Origin of the sequence: Rhizobium sp. 62_C5_N11_2 (genome assembly GCF_051811185.1) — a bacterium.
GTDB lineage: Bacteria > Pseudomonadota > Alphaproteobacteria > Rhizobiales > Rhizobiaceae > Rhizobium > Rhizobium leguminosarum.
The window spans coordinates 2,471,082-2,488,859 of sequence record NZ_JBPWPW010000001.1 but is presented as its reverse complement, the minus strand read 5'-3'; the positions used below and the strand labels follow the sequence as shown (position 1 = coordinate 2,488,859).

At 61.7% G+C, this 17,778-nt stretch carries 17 protein-coding genes and 1 other annotated feature; of the genes, 12 read left to right on the top strand and 5 right to left on the bottom strand.

Going from position 1 to position 17,778, the window contains the following annotated elements:
* Positions 1-194 precede the first annotated feature (194 nt).
* Positions 195-2,411, top strand: coding sequence for an adenylate/guanylate cyclase domain-containing protein (locus AB8B31_RS12550; RefSeq protein WP_130652616.1), 2,217 nt, complete (start codon positions 195-197; stop codon positions 2,409-2,411).
* Positions 2,412-2,430: 19 nt separating this feature from the next.
* Here the strand turns inward: AB8B31_RS12550 and AB8B31_RS12545 are convergent, their stop codons facing one another.
* Both AB8B31_RS12545 and AB8B31_RS12540 read right to left on the bottom strand, forming a co-directional pair.
* Positions 2,431-2,937 (bottom strand): YHS domain-containing (seleno)protein, encoded by a 507-nt coding sequence (locus AB8B31_RS12545; protein WP_028733173.1) that lies wholly within the window; start codon positions 2,935-2,937, stop codon positions 2,431-2,433.
* A 95-nt stretch (positions 2,938-3,032) separates the two neighbouring features.
* A complete protein-coding gene (locus tag AB8B31_RS12540) occupies positions 3,033-3,677 on the bottom strand; it encodes an ankyrin repeat domain-containing protein (RefSeq protein ID WP_026188431.1) in 645 nt (214 codons plus the stop codon).
* Between the two features lie 208 nt (positions 3,678-3,885).
* On the opposite strand from AB8B31_RS12540, the gene AB8B31_RS12535 reads away from it, so the two are divergent.
* From AB8B31_RS12535 to AB8B31_RS12515, 5 genes are all read left to right on the top strand, one after another.
* Positions 3,886-4,674 carry a DUF899 domain-containing protein gene (locus tag AB8B31_RS12535; RefSeq protein ID WP_130652615.1) on the top strand — a complete coding sequence of 263 codons (789 nt, stop codon included), beginning with the start codon at positions 3,886-3,888 and terminating at the stop codon, positions 4,672-4,674.
* 130 nt (positions 4,675-4,804) lie between these two features.
* Positions 4,805-5,170: a DUF4087 domain-containing protein gene (locus AB8B31_RS12530; RefSeq protein WP_028733171.1), complete on the top strand. Its 366-nt coding sequence runs from the start codon at positions 4,805-4,807 to the stop codon at positions 5,168-5,170.
* 132 nt (positions 5,171-5,302) lie between these two features.
* Entirely contained in the window at positions 5,303-5,680 is a 378-nt protein-coding gene (locus tag AB8B31_RS12525; protein ID WP_018074478.1) for a response regulator, read from the top strand.
* A 79-nt stretch (positions 5,681-5,759) separates the two neighbouring features.
* Positions 5,760-6,011, top strand: coding sequence for a hypothetical protein (locus AB8B31_RS12520; protein ID WP_018242499.1), 252 nt, complete (start codon positions 5,760-5,762; stop codon positions 6,009-6,011).
* A gap of 138 nt (positions 6,012-6,149) precedes the next feature.
* Positions 6,150-6,205, top strand: a sequence feature (sul1 is cis-regulatory element that is thought to sense ions involved in sulfur or methionine metabolism; They are found in Alphaproteobacteria).
* A 70-nt stretch (positions 6,206-6,275) separates the two neighbouring features.
* Complete coding sequence (locus AB8B31_RS12515; RefSeq protein WP_130652614.1) at positions 6,276-7,742, top strand: SulP family inorganic anion transporter; 1,467 nt, start codon at positions 6,276-6,278, stop codon at positions 7,740-7,742.
* Positions 7,743-7,815: 73 nt separating this feature from the next.
* On the opposite strand, the gene AB8B31_RS12510 is transcribed toward AB8B31_RS12515, so the two are convergent.
* The gene (locus AB8B31_RS12510; RefSeq protein ID WP_130652613.1) at positions 7,816-8,739 is read right to left on the bottom strand and encodes a LysR family transcriptional regulator; all 924 of its coding nucleotides are present in this window, start codon (positions 8,737-8,739) and stop codon (positions 7,816-7,818) included.
* A 100-nt stretch (positions 8,740-8,839) separates the two neighbouring features.
* Between AB8B31_RS12510 and AB8B31_RS12505 the strand changes: the two genes are divergently transcribed.
* Positions 8,840-9,721, top strand: a complete 882-nt coding sequence (locus AB8B31_RS12505) for an NmrA/HSCARG family protein (RefSeq protein ID WP_047621046.1) — start codon at positions 8,840-8,842, stop codon at positions 9,719-9,721.
* Between the two features lie 289 nt (positions 9,722-10,010).
* On the opposite strand, the gene AB8B31_RS12500 is transcribed toward AB8B31_RS12505, so the two are convergent.
* On the bottom strand, positions 10,011-10,748 hold the full coding sequence (locus tag AB8B31_RS12500; protein ID WP_047621044.1) for an SDR family oxidoreductase: 738 nt from the start codon (positions 10,746-10,748) through the stop codon (positions 10,011-10,013).
* Between the two features lie 93 nt (positions 10,749-10,841).
* On the opposite strand from AB8B31_RS12500, the gene AB8B31_RS12495 reads away from it, so the two are divergent.
* From AB8B31_RS12495 to AB8B31_RS12485, 3 genes are all read left to right on the top strand, one after another.
* Positions 10,842-11,753 (top strand): AraC family transcriptional regulator, encoded by a 912-nt coding sequence (locus tag AB8B31_RS12495; protein WP_130652612.1) that lies wholly within the window; start codon positions 10,842-10,844, stop codon positions 11,751-11,753.
* A gap of 80 nt (positions 11,754-11,833) precedes the next feature.
* The gene (locus AB8B31_RS12490; RefSeq protein ID WP_047621043.1) at positions 11,834-12,643 is read left to right on the top strand and encodes a class I SAM-dependent methyltransferase; all 810 of its coding nucleotides are present in this window, start codon (positions 11,834-11,836) and stop codon (positions 12,641-12,643) included.
* 508 nt (positions 12,644-13,151) lie between these two features.
* The gene (locus tag AB8B31_RS12485) at positions 13,152-14,402 is read left to right on the top strand and encodes an MFS transporter (protein ID WP_018447212.1); all 1,251 of its coding nucleotides are present in this window, start codon (positions 13,152-13,154) and stop codon (positions 14,400-14,402) included.
* 79 nt (positions 14,403-14,481) lie between these two features.
* Here AB8B31_RS12485 and AB8B31_RS12480 read toward each other — a convergent pair whose 3' ends face one another.
* Entirely contained in the window at positions 14,482-15,318 is an 837-nt protein-coding gene (locus AB8B31_RS12480; RefSeq protein ID WP_003560332.1) for an RDD family protein, read from the bottom strand.
* Between the two features lie 363 nt (positions 15,319-15,681).
* On the opposite strand from AB8B31_RS12480, the gene AB8B31_RS12475 reads away from it, so the two are divergent.
* Together AB8B31_RS12475 and AB8B31_RS12470 are read left to right on the top strand one after the other, a co-directional pair.
* Complete coding sequence (locus AB8B31_RS12475; RefSeq protein WP_003560330.1) at positions 15,682-16,029, top strand: DMT family protein; 348 nt, start codon at positions 15,682-15,684, stop codon at positions 16,027-16,029.
* Between the two features lie 209 nt (positions 16,030-16,238).
* Entirely contained in the window at positions 16,239-17,750 is a 1,512-nt protein-coding gene (locus AB8B31_RS12470) for a DUF1800 domain-containing protein (RefSeq protein WP_130652610.1), read from the top strand.
* Positions 17,751-17,778: the final 28 nt, after the last annotated feature.

The window sequence follows — 17,778 nt, the reverse complement described above, 5'->3', positions numbered from 1 at the left end:
ACCGGGATCGGGAAAAGGCTGATGAATTCGCCAGTATCGATCACACCGCCGTGGTAGGCGGCAGACGTCTGCTTTGTCTGTGTGATCCGATATCATCGCTAAGTTGAATATCGCCAGCACCGACGATAGCATCGCGGCAGGACATACTGTAGAATATTTTTAGTAATACATTCGCTCTCCAGGAAAGACCGGGGATGGAGCGCCGTCTTGCAGCAATCCTGATCGCTGATGTCGTCGGTTACAGTCGATTGAGCCAGATCGACGAAGAGGGCACCCGCGTGCGTTTTCAGGCGGACCAGAATGATGTCTTCGAGCCGGCGATCGAGCGTCATCACGGCCGGCTGGTCAAAACCATGGGCGATGGTCTGCTGGTCGAATTCCAGAGTGTCGTCGATGCCTTGCGCTGCGCGGTGGAGGTTCAGCAACTGAAAACCAAGCAGCGTGCCGCGGCGCTGCCTGAGCACAGGCTCGAGTTCCGGATCGGCATCAATCTCGGCGATATCATTGTCGAGGGCGAAGATATCCAGGGTGACGGCGTCAATATCGCCGATCGAATACAGGCGCTGGCGGAACCGGGCGGCATCTCGATATCAGGCACGACATACGACCAGGTGAAATCGAAAATCCCGGTCGGTTTCGCTTCGCTCGGCGAACAGCGGTTAAAGAGCATCACCGAACCGGTCCGGGTCTATCGCGTCCTGCTTGACCCCACTGCCGCCGGCAAGACCGTCAAGACCCGCAGGCGCCTGCCGAGACGCCGCCTCTTTGCGGGCATCGCAGCGGCCGTCGTCCTCGCGCTTGTGGGCGCAGCACTCTGGTGGCAGCCATGGATGCCGGCAAAACCGCCGGGGCCTGGCGAACGTTTTGCCTATCCGCTGCCGGACAGGCCCTCGGTCGCGGTTCTGCCCTTCATCAATGTCAGCGGCGACACCGAGCACGACCATCTCGCAGAGGGGTTGACGGACGATCTGATCACCGAATTGTCCAAGGTATCAGGTCTCTTCGTTATCGCCCGCCACTCGGTCTTCGCCATCCAGGGCTCCGTCGGCAAGATCCAGGACGTGGCCGCCGAACTCGGCGTGAAATATGTGCTCGAAGGAACCTTGCAGCGCGCCGGGCCGCGGCTGCGGATCAATGTCAAACTGATCGACGCGGTCACCGGCTTGTCGCTCTGGGCCGAGCGCTATGATCGCCAATATGCCGACCTCTTCGCCGTTCAGGACGATGTGATCGGCAAGATCATCTCGGCACTGTCGGTCAAGCTCAGCGCCCGCGAGCGCGATCAACTGGCCCGGATCCCGACGGAAAATCTCGAAGCCTATGATTATTACATGCGGGCCGAGCAGGAAGGCTTCATTTTCAGGGATGTCGATACCTATCGCCGGACCCTGTCGTTCTATCAGAAAGCGATCGATCTCGATCCGGGCTTTGCCAATGCCCATGCGGGAATCGCCCGCGTGGCCGTCGATGTCTGGCGCAACGACTATAATTACCTCTGGTCGGCCGCCGTCGCTCGCAAGATTGCCTACGACGCCGCCGGGCAGGCCCTTAAGCTGGATCCCAACAATGCCAGGGCGCACACCGTGCTTGCCCTGCTGCAATGGGTGGACGGGCGTGAGACTGAGGCCAGGAATTCCGCCAACATGGCGGTTGCGATGGAGCCGAACGATGCGGAGGCCGCCGCCAACCTCGCTCTCATCCTGGTCCATACCGGAAGCAGCGGGCAGGCGGTCACCGAGATGGAAAAAGCTTTGCGGCTCGACCCTTCGCCGGCGTCGAGCTTTCAACTGCTGGCGGGGATCGTCTTTTACACCGCGGGTGACGATCGGCGGGCGATCTCCCTGATAGAGCCGACGATCGACGGCCTGCCGAAGGTCGAGCCAGCACGCGAATATCTGGCGGCGGCCTATGCGGATCAGGGCAATGAAACCAAGGCAGCGGCGGAGACGGCAAAGCTGCTGGAACTCTTCCCGGAAAGCAATCTCACCTATTACGGTTATCTCTATGATTACTGGCGGGACGGCGATCTGCAGCGCCATCTGGCCGCATTGCGCAAGGCCGGCATTCCCGAATGGCCCTTCGGTTTTACAGGCAATCAAGCCGACAGGCTCGGCGAGGCAGAGCTGCGCAATCTCGTCGACGGCAAGAGCTGGACCGGCAAACACAAGAACGGCACGGATTTCATCCAGTATTTCGACAAGGCCGGAAATACCGCCTATCGCAGCGCGAATACCAACATCACCGGCATTGTCGAGGTGCGGGGCGACAGTCTCTGCGAAAAATTCGACGGCTATTTCCTCGACCGGATGGTGTGCGGATATGTTTACCGCAACACGTCGGGCGAGCAGGGCGACAGGCAGTACATACATGTGACGCCGCGCGCCCTGACGTTCTTTTCACCCGCACCCTGAGGGGCCAGGCATGGCGGCTTCATTTCGTAGCCGGTTGCTGCCAGACGGTATGCATCTTCTCCGAAATCAGTGTCTGCTGAACCTCGGACCAATGTTTCTTCGAGTCGGTCACCTTGGTCGGGTTCTTCTCCATGCCTTCTGCAGCCCCGGGATCATAGCTCAGATACAGTTTGCCATCGATGATCCGCCAGGCCTTGGGATCGATATTGGTGGTCACTGTCCCGAAAGACACGCCGTCGGCGCAATAGCCGCCATATTGCGGCGCATATCTGGACGGATCGCCCTTGAAGAGATCGCGATTTCTAGCGCTGGCGAAATACCAGGTCGCGCCAAGCCAGTGGTAGGAATATGTCTCGGATCCTTCGATGGCCTGGTTTTCAGTGAAATAGGCGACCGGGTCATAGCCCTTGATCGCGACATCGCCGAAATAGCCGGTATTGACGAGATCTTCCGCCGCCATAACCTGAGTGAAGGGGGGCTGAAGGAAGGAAAGCAGCATGGCCGCAGCGCCAACAGCCACGCCCATGCGCTTTCCGTATTTTTGCACATGGCCGCATTTTTGCACATGATAAGACATAACAAGCTCCGTTCCCGGACGCGGTCTGTTACCTCAGCGAAATGCTATTGCCGTTTGGTGCATTCCTTGTAGAGCGGTTCGCCCACAAGCTCGGCTTTCTGGCAAACAGCACCGGCTTCCATGAGTAATTTGGCCGTATCCCAATGCGCCCGCCACCCGGCTTGAGTGAGAGGCGTGTACCCGTTTCTTTCCGTCGCTTCGACATCCGCATTATTGGTCAAGAGAAAAGCCACTATCTCGGTACGGCCTTCTTCGGCGGCGCCGTGCAGCGGCGACATCTGATAGAAATTCTTCCTGTCGTTGACATCAGCTCCCTCTGCGACAAGCAGTTTCACCACCTCCAGATTTCCTCCATAGGCTGCCGCATGCAGTGCCGTCAGCCCACCCTTGTTGCGAACTTCGATGTCGGCGCCGCGATCCAGCAAAAGAGCGACGACATCGGCACGGCCCGCCAATGACGCGATAATCAGCGCCGGCTCGCCCGCCTCATCGGGCTCCGACAGATCGGAGCTCTGGCTCAGCAACTGTGTGACGCGGGCGATATCGCCGTCCTTGGCCGCGTCGTGCAAAGGACCTGCCCATGAGGGCATAACGCCAATGATAAGCGCAGCAACAGTCGCGATTAAAACATTCACGGGCACGATCTCGGTTTGATCAGGGTTCGTATGCGCCGTGTTGCGTTCTAGCACGCGGCCCATTCGTAAACAAGATTACGCTAATGGACGCGCTCCCGGCCAGCACCACGCACGCGCCACGGCTATGACCGACGGCTCCAGGGAATACGGTCACACTTGTTACTCCCCCTGTTCGATTTCCGATGCGAAACTATCTCAGACCAATGCGTGATGAACCGGCTTCCAAGCCCGGGAAATCGCCCTAATGAGGAGATTGAAAGCCATGACTGTTTCAGCCGAGAATGGAAAAGGCGGACAAACCATGCATAAACCACCGGTCGTGTCGCCGCAGGCTTGGGAGGCGGCGCGCGAGCAACTGCTCGTGAAGGAAAAGGCTGAGACCCGCGCCCGCGACGCGCTGGCCGCCGAGCGCCGACGCATGCCGTGGATGGCTGTCGAGAAGGGCTATGCGTTTGAGGGACCTCAGGGCAAGGTCAGCCTGCTCGACCTGTTCGACAACAGACACCAGCTCATCCTCTACCGCGCCTTCTACGAGCCCGGCGTGTTCGGCTGGCCCGAACATGCCTGCCGCGGCTGCTCGATGGTAGCCGACCAGGTTGCCCATGTCGCCCATCTCAACGCCCGCGACACGACGCTGGTCTTCGCCTCGCGCGCGCCGCAGGCCGACATTGCACGGCTGAAGGCGCGGATGGGCTGGACGATGCCGTGGGTCACGATCACCGACAGCTTCGACAAGGACTTCGGCGTCGACGAGTGGCACGGCACCAACGTGTTCTACCGCGACGGCGAGCGCATCTTCCGCACCTATTTCATCAACAACCGCGGCGACGAGCAGATGGGTGGCACCTGGAACTACCTCGACATCACGCCGCTCGGACGCCAGGAGGTCTGGGAGGATTCGCCGAAGGGCTATCCCCAGACCCCGACCTACAAGTGGTGGAACTGGCACGACAGCTATATGCCGGACGCCGAGCCCGATAAGAAATGGGTCGAGGTGTCAGATGCAGGAGAGGCGGCGTTTCGGGCCGAGAGCGCAAACGAGAAATCGTGAGCGCGGCGGATTACGGCCGGGGAGCTCCGATCCGTCGTGCCGCGCCGCCGAATCTTCGCGTCGCCCGCCATAGAGCCGTTGCCTTGCCGCTCACGGCCCATGCATAGTGGCCGGCGACGCGGAGGGGCCGATGAGAAGATTGCATGTGCTTGTTCTGATGATGATTCTGACGCCCGCTGCGGCGCAAGCCGAGCAGCGCTGCGGCTGGCTGGACAATCCCGCCACACGAACCTGGTCGCTGAACGATGCCGATGGCGGCTGGAGCATCATGGACAATACAGGCGGTCCCACGGCTGAGGGAATGGACGAGATTCCCGACCTGACGAACGGCGAATATGTCTACACGAATGCCGGTCACGGCTATGCCTGCGCCTGCATGAATGTCGATACGGATGACGAAGGAGCGATCACCCGGATTCATTCCGTGCGGCAATTGCCGCTTTCCCGATGCCGGAGCGACCGCGCTATCGGCTGGTTCCTCCACAAGGACCAATAGCAGAACCGGTAACGCGGCGCTGACCGCCGATCGCCAAATTTTTCTTCTCAAAGTGGAAACATTCCGGGGACGGTTGCGTTGTACCCGCTACCGGTAGTGCGCCTAACAGCCCGTCTATGAGGAGGCTTATTCATGAAAGTCATGATTGTTGAAGACGAGAATTTTATCGCTCTGGAACTCGAACGCATTGCGCAAGAGGCTGGACACCAGACCATCGGCCCGGTTTCGACGGTGGAGCAGGCTCTCGCCCACGCTCAAAGAAGTGACGTCGCGCTCGTCGATCTCAGTCTCTCCGACGGGCTGAGCGGCGCTCAGCTCGCGCGCCGGTTGATCGACCGACATCGGGTTGACGTCATCTTCGTGACCGGTAGTCCCGAGAATGTCGGTCACGGTATCGAAGGCGCGCTTGATGTGATCTCCAAGCCCTTCACCGATGAGAGGATCGCCAGCGCACTCTCGCGGGCGGAGGAGCGACGCAAAAACTTCGACAGCAGCAAGGCTGCTTTGTGAACAGCAGCAAGCTGCGTTGTGATAAGAAGGAGATCGACGTCGTTCAGGCCGCTACTGCCTGCCCGAGGAGATAGTCCGGATGAAATACGCGCTCATTGGCGTTCTTTTCGCCCTCTCGGCCTGCGCCAGCGCAGGGGATCCGCAGCCGCTTCCGGGCAGCCTCACCTATGGCGGAAAGGTCCTCCATTCGCCCTATCGTCCGGGAACGGTGGTCAAGAATACCTTTCTTGGCGATTTCGGTTACCGTGTGTTCGAGACCTATGTCGTTCAGCCGGACGGGACGCTCAAGCTGACGTCGCAGAGCACCGGGCCGGACTTCCTCTGGCAGTGAGGGCTCCACAATCCAGAGGGGCGCAAGCAGCGCGCGCTTCGGGTGTCTGAGGGTGCTCGTCGACTTCTGTGCTTTTCATTTCAGCGCAATTGAATGTTGCACTGCGATAAAAATCTCGTCTATACAACAGGCATTCACCACGGACCCGGTGAGACCCCGGGTGGCTCTTCTGGCCGCCGATCCGCCAGACAACGCAAAACCTGCATGCCATTACGCGACCGCTCGGCAGAGCGGGTCCGGCCGTGCTTTGCGAGAATCCATCCTATGCTGTTTTCCTCCATCCGTCGTGATTGGTCCGCCAATCCCATGCGCGAAATGCTTGCCGGAGCGGTGGCGACCTTCGCTCTGATCCCCGAGGTGATCGCTTTCTCGTTCGTGGCCGGGGTCGATCCCGAGGTCGGGCTGTTCGCCTCTTTCGTGATCGGCATCGTCATCGCCTTTACCGGCGGACGCCCGGCGATGATTTCGGCCGCCGCCGGATCGGTGGCGCTGGTCGCGGCACCGCTGGTGCATGCCCACGGCTTGCCCTATCTCTTTGCGGCCGGGCTGGTGGCGGGGTTAATCCAGATCGCCTTCGGCCTGCTGCGGCTTGGCGTGTTGATGCGCTTCGTGTCGAAATCCGTCCGCACCGGCTTCGTCAATGCGCTGGCTATTCTGATCTTTGCCGCGCAGATGCCGCATATTGTCGGCGCCGGCTGGATGGAATATGCCGTGCTGATTGCCGGGCTTGTCATCATTTACCTGACGCCGCGGATCACCACCGCGATCCCGTCGCCGCTGATCTGCATCCTGATCCTGACCGTCGCTTCGATGGCGCTCGGACTTCCCGTTCTCACCGTCGCCGACCTCGGCAAGCTGCCGGATTCGCTGCCTGTTTTCGGCTGGCCGGCGGTGCCGCTGACGGTTGAAACGTTTCGGATCATCGCCGGACCTGCATTTGCCATCGCCATGGTCGGGTTGCTGGAATCGATGATGACGGCGAGCGTCGTCGACGATCTCACGGATACGCCAAGCTCGAAGAACCGTGAATGCACTGGTCTCGGCCTCGCCAACGCGGCCGCGAGCCTGTTCGGAGGTATCGCCGGCTGCGGCATGATCGGCCAGACGGTGAGCAACGTGAAATATGGTGGGCGCGGCCGGCTCTCGACGCTATTTGCCGGCGCGTTCCTGCTGATCCTGATGGTGCTCCTGAAGCCGTGGGTCTCCGAGGTTCCGGTCGCCGCGCTGGTGGCGATCATGGTCATGGTGTCGATCGACACGTTCGACTGGTCGTCGCTTAGATCCGTTGTGGTTCATCCCAGGATGTCGAGCGCCGTCATGGTGGCAACCGTTGTCGTCACCGTCTTCACCGCCAATCTGGCGCTCGGGGTGACGGTCGGCGTGCTGCTCAGCGGCGTGTTCTTCACCTTCAAGGTTGCCGGCCTGCTGCGCGTTGACGTGGCGCCCGACCAAGCTGCCGGGCGGTTGACCTATCGCGTGTCCGGCCAAGTGTTCTTTGCCTCCGCCGACGTCTTCGTCGAAGCCTTCGACGTTCAGGATGCGATCGGCAGGTCTGTGCTGATCGACGTGTCCGAGGCACATTTCTGGGACATCACCGCCGTTGCCGCACTCGACAAGGTCGTTCAACGGTTCAGGGTGCACGGCATCGCCGTGGAGGTCGTGGGCCTCAACCAGGCGAGCGCGACCTTGATCGGAAGCCTCGACAGCAAGGTGGTGCTGAAAGAGGTGTGACGGCGCGAGAGCGGGCGGATTTCCTAGAGCATGATGCCGAAAAGTGTGAGCGGTTTTCGGACGACATCCTGTTCTAGCGCGAGACGATCGCGAAATCATCGCCGCCGCCGATTCCCGTGGCGTTCAGCCGTCTGACGGCCAGTTCGATGAATGCCTTGACCAAAGGCGGCAGGTGTCGGCTGCTGGGATAGACGACATGCAAGCCGCCGGCCGGGGTCGTATAGCCGTCGAGAACGCGGCGCAGCCGCCCGTCCTTGATGCAGGCTTCGGCGAATCGGTGCGGCAATTGGGCGATGCCATGGCCGGCGATCGCGGCGGCCATCACCGCCTGCATCTCGTTGGCGGCGAAGCGGCCCGAAACCGCGACCGTTTCCTGACCGTGCGGCCCTTCCAGCAACCATTGCGCATGTGTGGCCTGGCCGGCGATGACGCAGTCGTGGCGGGCGAGATCTTCAGGCACACCAGGTGGGCCGCAGCGGGCGAGATAGTCCGGGTTTGCGCAGAGAAGGCGGTGCATCGAACCGAGTTTGCGGGCCACCAAGGTAGAATCTTCGAGGACGCCGGTGCGGAAGGCGAGGTCTATACCGCTTTCGACGAGGTTCAGCCTGTCGTCGGTCAGGCGCAGCTCGACGCTCGTCTTCGGGTAGCTCGAAAGAAATTCGAAGATCGCATCCTGGAGGAAGTGGCCACCGAAGCCGACCGGCGCCGATATACGGATCGTGCCAGCAGGCTCCGAACGCGCTTCGGCAAGCCGCTGGTTGGCGCCCTCGATCGTGCGCAGCGCCTGGCTGCTTTCTTCGTAGTAGAGACGCCCTGAAGCCGTCAGGTTGAGGCTGCGGGTCGTGCGCTGCAGAAGCCGGATGCCGAGTTCGCGCTCGAGTGCGGCGATACGGCGGCTGACCGTCGTCTTCGGCATGCCGAGCAAGCGCGCGGCGGCGGTGAAGCTGCCCGATTCGACGACGCGGGCGAAAATCATGATATCGTTGAGATCGAGCATTGTATCCTGGTTTGGTACGATGTTTTCCAATTATAGGCCATTATGGTTCAATACGACAGGCCTTACCTCTGCTGCATCAGTCACAACAAGGAGAAGACAGATGAGCAATACACGAAGCGTACTGGTCACAGGCGCCACCGGCCAGCAAGGCGGCGCGGTCGTGCGTGCGCTGATCGCGCGAGGCCACCGCGTCAAGGCAATCAGCCGCCGGCCGGAGAGCGATGGCGCAAAGCGGCTGGCTGCGGCAGGGGTCGAGGTCGTCGCCGGCAATCTCGATGACGGGGCATCCGTGGCGGCGGCAGCAGAGGGCGTCGACGCGATGTTCCTGATGGGCAACAGCTACGAAGCCGGAACGGACGCGGAAACCCGTCAGGGCATTGCCGCCGCCGATGCGGCAAAGGCCGCCGGCATCGGCCACCTGATCTATTCGTCCGTCGCCGATGCGCACAAGAAGACCGGCATACCGCATTTCGACAGCAAGCATCTCGTCGAGAAGCACGTTGCAGGCCTCGGCATTCCCTACACGATCAGCGCGCCCGTCGCCTTCATGGAGAACACCGTGGCGCCCTGGGCGATCGACGGGCTGCGCCAAGGCGTCTATGCCGCAGCGCTGCCGCCCGCCCGCGTGCTGCAACAGGTCACCATCGATGACATCGGCGCTTTCGTCGCGACCTTGGCCGAGAGGCGCGAGCAGGTGTTCGGCAAGCGTTTCGATATTGCCAGCGACGAATTGTCCGGCGCGCAGCAGGCGAAGATCCTGTCCGAGGTGCTCGGCCGCCCAATCACTTACCGGGAATTGCCGATCGCGGCGATACGGCAGCAGAGCGAGGATACGGCGCTGATGTTCGAATGGTTCGACCGTACCGGCTACGACGCCGATATCGCCGCCCTGCGCCGCGACTTCCCCGATGTCGGCTGGCACAGCTACGCCGACTGGGCACGCGGTTTTGACTGGAGTGTGCTCGATAAGGCGGCTGGGTGAGTTCGCTGTGACACCGGTGATCTGACCGGTGTCACCGACAGGTGATGATGGCCTTGGCCACACTCTCCGTCATCCTTGAGCTATACACTTAAGCCGCGGATCAACGCCATGGCCGCTCACGGGTGCCGCGTGGATGCTCGGGTCAAGCCCGGGCATGACGGAGAGCAAAGGCATGTCCGAACTCTACATCGCAGAATTTAGCGCTGGACTGGCAGATCGACCGTCCCACGGCGCATGGCGGTTGTCCTGCTGTTCAAGATAGACGGGAGTCGCCGCTGCCAACGATACCTCAGGCCTGAGCGGTCGGCCTAACAACGATGTCGCTGATATCGACATCGGCGGGTTGCTCGATGGCGAAGGCTATGGCGCGGCCGATGGCATCGGGTGAAATTGCCATCTCGTCCATGCGCTTTGCCATCTCGGCCTTGATCTCTGGGCTGGTCATGGAGCCGGTGAAATCGGTTCTTATAAATCCCGGCGAGATGTTGGTGACGCGCAGATGCGGGCCGGCCTCCAGCCGCAGGCCTTCAGCGATGGTGCGCATGGCGTTTTTCGTGCCGGCATAGACGGCCATGGTCGGCTTGATGATGAGGCCGGCGGTCGAGAGTGTGTTGACGAAGTGGCCGGAACCCTGCCGGCGGAACACCGGCAAGGCTGCGGCGATGCCATAGAGCAGGCCCTTGATGTTGACGTCGATCATCTCCTCCCAATCCTCGACCCGCAGTTCATCAAGAAGGGAGATCGGCCCGATGCCGGCATTGTTGATCATCACGTCGATCCTGCCATAGCTGTTGCAGGCAAGCGCCACGAGAGCTGTGAGGTCCTCGCGCTTCTTCACGTCCACGGAGAGGCTAACGGCCTCGCCGCCGTTTTCGGTGATACGTCGCGCCACGGCCTGCAGCCGGTCGGCGCGGCGGGCTCCAAGCACGAGCTTTGCGCCGCGCCCGGCCAGCAGCAGCGCCGTGGCTTCGCCGATGCCGCTGCTGGCGCCCGTGATTGCAACAACCTTGTCTTTGATATCAGGCATCTTCGTTCTCCTTTGTGCTTTTGAGGATTGCAGGTGCCGCCTGGAGAATCTATGCTGGTTGCTCCATGATTTCGTCGAGATCGTCCAGAACCCATGATCGATCCCTTGTCCGATGTCTTTTCGCTGCTCGATGTAGAGAGTGCGCGCTGCACACGTTTCGAGGTCGGAGGGCAATGGGCGTTTCGTTTTCCGGCCAAGCCCGCGCTCAAGTTCGTTGCAGTCCTGCGCGGCGCGTGCTCGATCGTTCTGCCGGGTGAGCCGCCATTTTCGCTTGTCGCGGGCGACACCTTCCTGCTTGCCAATGCGCCCGCCTATGTGATTGCCAACGATCTCGATAGGGAGCCGGAGGACGGGATTGCCTTCTTCGACTGGGAGCATTCCAACATCGCCCGGCACGGCGGTGGCGAGACCGCGCTGATCGGCGGCAGCTTCGGCATCGGAGGCGGCAACGCCCGGCTGCTGCTCGACGCGCTGCCGCCGTTCATTCATATCCCGGCGAGCGACCGCGCTGCCGCGCTCCTCGGTATTACGCTCGCAACCCTCGACGACGAACTCGAGGCCGGGCAGATGGGCTCGACGCTGATGACGCGGCGCATGGGCGACATCCTGCTCGTGCAGGCGCTGCGGGCCTATGTGGGCCGGGAGGGTGCTGCCGAAACAGGATGGATCGGCGCGCTGACAAATCCGCAGATCGGCGCGGCGATCAGCCTGATCCACAACAGCCCCGGCCATCGCTGGACGGTCGAGGCGCTGGCGACCCGGATCGGCATGTCGCGCTCCGCCTTTGCGCAACGTTTCAAGGAACTGGTCGGCGTTGCACCCCTCGACTATGTCACGCGCTGGCGCATGCATCGCGCCCGCGAAGCCCTGCGCCGGGAGGATGTCTCGGTCGCCGGCCTTGCCGCGGCACTCGGATATTCCTCCGAAAGCGCCTTCGGAAACGCGTTCAAGCGTGTGTTCGGGCGCGCACCGAAGCGCTACTGGTCGGACGCGAAGGTCGGGTGAGAAGGCTGTTCCGCTTGCGAGGGTTGCTGGGGAATCCTATTGTCCGTCGGCAGACCATCGTCCTTGAAGGGGAGACTTCAATGCCGTCGAGTTTCAATGTCGAAAGTGCCGATGGTTATGAACGGCTGATGGGGCGCTGGAGCAGGAAGCTGGCGCCGATGCTGGTCGATTTCGCCGGTCTCGCGGATGGCGATCGCGTGCTCGATGTCGGCTGCGGCACCGGCAGCCTGGCGTTCACGCTGGCGGAAACGCCGGGTCTGCAGGAGATCGTCGCCATCGACTATTCGCCGGTTTTCGTCGAGGCCGCAACGCGGCGGAACACCGATCCGCGGATCACGATCCGGCAGGCCGATGCCTGTGCACTGCCGTTCGAAGATAATCGCTTCGACAGAGCGATGTCGCTGCTCGTGCTGCATTTCGTGCCAGAGGCGGGAAAGGCGATATCCGAGATGCGCCGTGTGGTGCGCCCGGGCGGCGTGGTCGCCGCCGCCGTCTGGGACCATTATGGCGGCATGTCCGGCATGCGGATGATGTGGGATACGGTGGCGATGCTCGACGAAAACGCTCTGCCCCTGCGGCGCAAATATTGTTTCCAGCCGATGATGCGGCCGGGGGAAATGCAGGAGAGCTTCATCGCGCAGGGCCTGGCCGATGTCGAGGAGACCTCGCTGCTGATCCGGATGGAATATCTTTCCTTCGAGGATTACTGGGATCCCATCGCCGCAGGCGAGGGACCGCTCGGCAAATATGTCGCGGGGCTCGACCCGGCGAAGCGAAAAGCGGTCGATAGCGCCGTCAGGGCCGCTTACGAGGCCGGCGAGCCCGATGGGCCACGGTCGTTCGCATCGGTGGCGTGGGCGTGCCGGGGCAGGGTGCCGGGCGGCGGTTAGCGCTGGTGAACCGGCTGCGGTTGATGGGTAGCGCCGCCCCTTTTAGAGCGGGAGGCGTGCTGCTTGCTCCCTCTTCTCCCCAGCGGGGGGAAGGTGGCCCGAAGGGTCGGATGAGGGGGCGGAACGGCACTACCCTATTGATTTTTCGTCGCTTTCTCTCGGTTAATTGATTGCCCTTCGCTTGCGCTCAGTGCATTCGCGGTTACCGCTCACCCCCTCATCCGCCTGCCGGCACCTTCTCCCCACTGGGGAGAAGAGATTCGTGGCAGCCCGTTGCGCCAACGCCAGAGGGCGCTGGACGGTCGTATGCCTGCGACAAGGAGCCGCGTGGGACGCCACCCGATCACGGCATTCGTGATGGAACAGGGGCAGCATTGCTGACGTTATTGCCCGCTGTCTCGGACTGCAAACGCAGCCGTAACAGCATCACCCGCCCGTTTCGGGCACCCCTTCCGACGGCATCCGGAATTGCCCGCCTCGCCGCCGCTTTCGGACGGAGGAATATCAGATGTCCGCTTTGGAAAGCCTGCGCCGGCTGACGCCGCAGCAGCGCAATACCGTCATCGCCAGTTATCTCGGCTGGACGCTCGACGCTTTCGATTTCTTCATTCTCGTCTTTGTTCTCAAATATATCGCCGAGGAATTCCATACCGACGTTCCCGCCGTCTCGGTGGCGATCTTCCTGACGCTTGCCATGCGGGCGCTCGGCGCATTGATCTTCGGGTTGGCCGCCGACCGCTACGGGCGACGCATCACGCTGATGGCCGACGTGCTGCTCTATTCGCTGTTCGAGTTCCTGACGGGCTTTTCCACGGGGCTCACGATGTTTCTTATGCTCAGGGCGCTCTATGGCATCGCCATGGGCGGCGAATGGGGCGTCGGCGCCTCGCTTGTTATGGAGACGGTGCCGGAGGAAAGCCGCGGCATCGTTTCCGGCATCCTGCAGGCGGGCTATCCCTCGGGCTATTTGATCGCCTCGATCGTGTTCTTCCTGCTCTTCCCGGCCATCGGCTGGCGCGGCATGTTTTTTGTCGGCGCGGTGCCGGCGCTGCTGGTGCTCTACATCAGGCGCAATGTCGAGGAAAGCCCAGCCTTCCTGAAGCGGCAGGCCAAGGGGCGGCGACCATTCCTGACGGTGCTGCGCGAGAATATTCCGCTGTTCATCTGGGCAGTGCTCCTGATGACGGCGTTCAACTTCTTCAGCCACGGCACGCAGGATATCTACCCGACTTTCCTCGAAACCCAGCGCAACTATTCGAGCTATACGGTCGGCGCCATCGCCATCGTCTACAATATCGGGGCGATCTGCGGCGGGCTGTTCTTCGGCGCACTGTCGCAGCGGATCGGCCGGAAGAAGGCCATCGTCATCGCCGCGCTGATTGCCGTGCCCGTCGCGCCGCTCTGGGCCTATGCGCCCGGGCCGGTGCTGCTCGCCATCGGCGCTTTCCTGATGCAGTTCTTCGTCCAGGGCGCCTGGGGCATCGTGCCGGTGCATCTGAACGAACTGTCCCCGGACGAGGTGCGCGGCACCTTTCCCGGCTTCGCCTACCAGCTCGGTAACCTGCTCGCCTCGGGCAATGCAACGCTGCAGGCGGGGCTGGCCGCCCGCTGGGACGGCGACTATGCCTATGCGCTCTTGATCGTCGCGGCCGTGGTGGCGCTCATCGTCGCGGCCCTTGCCAGCTTCGGCTACGAGAAGAAGGATGTCCGCTTCGGCACGGAGGAGGCCGAGGAACCGCATGGCGCGATGCGAATCTAGCGCTGCCTGCGGTTACGAAGGCCGGCGGCCCTTGTCGCCGGCCTTTCCTTGCGGGCTGATATCTGATCGCAGCCGCCCGTTAGGCGCTCACCACGTCGCAGGCGCAGACTCGATCATAAAATGCCTGTCCCCGCCAGACGATGAACGGGAAGAGCCACCAGACCATGGCCGCTATTGTCCAGATGACGTACAACCCAGTCGTACCCTTGTCGGAAGGTATGTATCCGTCGTGGAACATGGCAAGCAATGCGTCGAAGTCTTGCGTCGGATAGATCGGAAACAGCGAGCTTGCGAAAATGGTAGCACTGAAAAGCAAATTCGGGCCGAATTTCAGAATTTCGCGTTTAAGGGCGGAGCCGAGGTTGAGATCTTTCCTATCGATCGATTGCACTCTCAGGAAGAAAACCGCCTTTCCGAATGTGCGACGGCCATTTGCAGAAAAGCAGGCGAAAGCCAGCACGATCAGCCCAATGTTGCCTATGCCGGATATCAAACCGGCATAGGCTGGTAAGGTTTTGGTTACCGGATTGTTGTCTGCGTCTACAGGCATGGTCAGCACTTGAGCTGGCGTCACGTAGTCCCACGGTTCGATCTGAACCGCTACCTGGAGATATCTCTGCTTTCCGAAACCAAGTTGGCGCACTTCGCAGATCTGGTTGGTGCGAAATTCGTTCGGCTTCAACGGCCAACCTGTGTCAACTCTTTTTGCAAGCTGATCGGGCACCTTCTCTGTGCACTCCATGGAGGTCCAACGGGGGAAACGGAAGTCCAGCGAGAACACCGTTGAGATGTAGTGGACTGTTATGAGGATAGCAGCTTGAAAGATGATAACGTCGACGGCAAAGGCCGCGAAGCGCCGCCAGAAGTGGCTCGACGCTAACGTGATGGGTTCCTGCGCCGCAGCTGTATTATCCATGTGCCCCTGTAGATCCGACGCTTTGAATCGTTCCGACGATAAGTACGAATATCCCGGTGTTTAATACAGTGTTTTGCACTCCATCAGGCTCGTATGCTCTGTTCCCACGCGATTTTACGCTCGGCCGCCGTCTGCTTTTCCGACTCGCGCTTTAGCCGGCCAAGCTGGCCGGTCGCAGCACGGTCATGCTGGAAGGCGAGCCGCCGCGATTCTCGGGCCATCCGGGTCGTCTCGGTGGCGTGACGATATGGCAACCGTCCTCGGGCGTTCCGGGACTTGCCGTCGCGCGGCGGCATGCTAGGTAAGGGCTGCCGGCATCTCCCTGCCGGATCGGTTTTTCCTCCACAGCCCCCGAGTTTCTCCATGTCCTTTTCTCCCGCCGCCGTCTGGCCCGTCGTCATGCTGTTTGCCTCCAACATCTTCATGACCTTTGCCTGGTACGGGCATCTGAAGCACAAGAGCAGCGCGATCTTCCTCGCCATCATCGTCAGCTGGGGCATTGCCTTCTTTGAATATTGCCTGGCGGTGCCGGCCAACCGCATCGGATCGGCGGTCTATACGACGGCTCAGTTGAAGACGATGCAGGAGGTGATCACGCTGATCGTCTTTTCCGGCTTCTCGATTTTCTGGCTCGGCGAGAACCTGACCTGGAACCATGCGATCGGCTTTGCCCTGATCGCAATTGGCGCATCCTTCATCTTCCGTGCATAAACTTTAGCCTTTTCAACAGATTACAAATCGTCCATGTCTAGATATCGCCACATTTCCTACAGATTGGCGTCGCAATCGGCTGGCAGCCTGTCACCTCAAGCATTTCCGGGCACGGAAATGCTCTGGCTTTTGTTTGACGCAATTCCGGACACAAAACGCGACGCACTTTTGTTGGAATTGCTTAAGCGGTGATCATGAGGTGAACGGCCATGAGCCTGTCTTTCCCAACCATGGCGGCGATCCGGTTCGGTTATGGCTTCCGGCCGGGCGAGGCGCCGCCCAGCAGCAAGGACGAGCTCATCGGCCAGCTGCGCAAGGGGGAGGCGGCGATGCCGGACTTTCCCCTCGGCGGCCCAGACATGCGCCACCAGGCGATTCTCAGCCTGCAGCAGCAGCTCAAGCAGATCCGGCAGGACGCCAAGACGGTGACCGACGATACGACGCAGCGCGAGATCCGCAAAGGGGTGCAGCATCAGGCGCAGCAGCAGTTTCAACATGATGCGAACCTGCGGCTGATGCAGGCGGTGTTGTCGCCGTACGGCTTCTACGAGCGGCTGGCGACCTTCTGGACCGATCATTTCTCCACCAGCGCCAACAAGAGCCTGCCGATGCGCCTCATCGTGCCGCTCTACGAGGCCGAGGCGGTCCGGCCGTTCATATCAGGCAAGTTCGGCGATCTGCTGCGCAATGCCACCGCCCATCCGGCCATGCTGATCTATCTCGACCAGGCGGATTCACTCGGGCCGGATTCGGCCGGCGGCATGAAACGCAACAAGGGGCTGAACGAAAATCTCGGCCGCGAACTGCTGGAGCTGCACACGCTCGGCGCCGGCAGCGGCTATAGCCAGGCGGACGTCACGGCGGCTGCCATGGTACTGACGGGGCTCACCATCGACCACAAGGAGATGGACATTGCCTTCCGGCCAAATATATCAGAACCCGGCTCGCATGAGGTGCTCGGCGTCAGCTATGGCGGGCGCAGGCGCTCGCGCGACGATTATCTCGACATGCTCGACGATCTCGCGCTCCATCCGAAGACGGCGGCGCATATCAGCCGCAAGCTCGCGGTGCATTTCATCTCCGACCAGCCCGACGAGGGGATGGTGTCCGACATGGCCGAAGCCTGGAAGAAAACGGATGGCGACCTCACCGCCGTCTACACTGCGATGCTCGACCATCCCGCCGCCTGGCGCGACGAGGGCGCCAAGGCGCGCCAGCCTTTCGACTACGTCGTCGCCGGCCTGAGGGCGTTGAATGCGGGACCGGTCAACGGCGTTGTCGGCAGTTTCCTGGCCGCCAACCAGCAGGGTACCGACGAGGGCGACATGGCAGCGAACACGCCTGGCATGGCAGGAGCGCCGGTGCCGACGGATCCCGCCGGCGAGGCGAGGGAGAAGCGCCTCAAAGCCTTCCAGACGGCGCGGGCGCTGGGGCAGGGGGCACTCAAGCGCATGGGGCAGCCGACCTGGCTGCCGCCGAGCCCGGCCGGTTTCGAGGAAGGCTTCTCCGCCTGGATCACCGGCAGCCAGCTCGCCGAGCGGCTGGCCTGGGCAAGGCGGGCCGCGGCCCAGTTCGGTCGCGACCAGGATCCGCGTGAATTCCTGAAGTCGACGCTTGCCGATGCCGCCCGCGACGAGACGATCCGCGTGGTATCGCAGGCGCCGAACAAGATCAGCGGGCTGACGCTGGTGCTGGCATCGCCCGAATTCAATCGCCGCTAAGCAGACCTTCGTTGGCAAGCCAACGCTT

What these genes read in the sequence shown, in the direction of transcription:
- AB8B31_RS12550 (WP_130652616.1), top strand. Translation starts at nt 195, where the DNA reads ATGGAGCGCCGTCTTGCAGCAATCCTGATCGCTGATGTCGTCGGTTAC.
- AB8B31_RS12545 (WP_028733173.1), bottom strand. Translation starts at nt 2,937, where the DNA reads ATGGGCGTGGCTGTTGGCGCTGCGGCCATGCTGCTTTCCTTCCTTCAG.
- AB8B31_RS12535 (WP_130652615.1), top strand. Translation starts at nt 3,886, where the DNA reads ATGACTGTTTCAGCCGAGAATGGAAAAGGCGGACAAACCATGCATAAA.
- AB8B31_RS12530 (WP_028733171.1), top strand. Translation starts at nt 4,805, where the DNA reads ATGAGAAGATTGCATGTGCTTGTTCTGATGATGATTCTGACGCCCGCT.
- AB8B31_RS12525 (WP_018074478.1), top strand. Translation starts at nt 5,303, where the DNA reads ATGAAAGTCATGATTGTTGAAGACGAGAATTTTATCGCTCTGGAACTC.
- AB8B31_RS12520 (WP_018242499.1), top strand. Translation starts at nt 5,760, where the DNA reads ATGAAATACGCGCTCATTGGCGTTCTTTTCGCCCTCTCGGCCTGCGCC.
- AB8B31_RS12515 (WP_130652614.1), top strand. Translation starts at nt 6,276, where the DNA reads ATGCTGTTTTCCTCCATCCGTCGTGATTGGTCCGCCAATCCCATGCGC.
- AB8B31_RS12510 (WP_130652613.1), bottom strand. Translation starts at nt 8,739, where the DNA reads ATGCTCGATCTCAACGATATCATGATTTTCGCCCGCGTCGTCGAATCG.
- AB8B31_RS12505 (WP_047621046.1), top strand. Translation starts at nt 8,840, where the DNA reads ATGAGCAATACACGAAGCGTACTGGTCACAGGCGCCACCGGCCAGCAA.
- AB8B31_RS12500 (WP_047621044.1), bottom strand. Translation starts at nt 10,748, where the DNA reads ATGCCTGATATCAAAGACAAGGTTGTTGCAATCACGGGCGCCAGCAGC.
- AB8B31_RS12495 (WP_130652612.1), top strand. Translation starts at nt 10,842, where the DNA reads ATGATCGATCCCTTGTCCGATGTCTTTTCGCTGCTCGATGTAGAGAGT.
- AB8B31_RS12490 (WP_047621043.1), top strand. Translation starts at nt 11,834, where the DNA reads ATGCCGTCGAGTTTCAATGTCGAAAGTGCCGATGGTTATGAACGGCTG.
- AB8B31_RS12485 (WP_018447212.1), top strand. Translation starts at nt 13,152, where the DNA reads ATGTCCGCTTTGGAAAGCCTGCGCCGGCTGACGCCGCAGCAGCGCAAT.
- AB8B31_RS12480 (WP_003560332.1), bottom strand. Translation starts at nt 15,318, where the DNA reads ATGGATAATACAGCTGCGGCGCAGGAACCCATCACGTTAGCGTCGAGC.
- AB8B31_RS12475 (WP_003560330.1), top strand. Translation starts at nt 15,682, where the DNA reads ATGTCCTTTTCTCCCGCCGCCGTCTGGCCCGTCGTCATGCTGTTTGCC.
- AB8B31_RS12470 (WP_130652610.1), top strand. Translation starts at nt 16,239, where the DNA reads ATGAGCCTGTCTTTCCCAACCATGGCGGCGATCCGGTTCGGTTATGGC.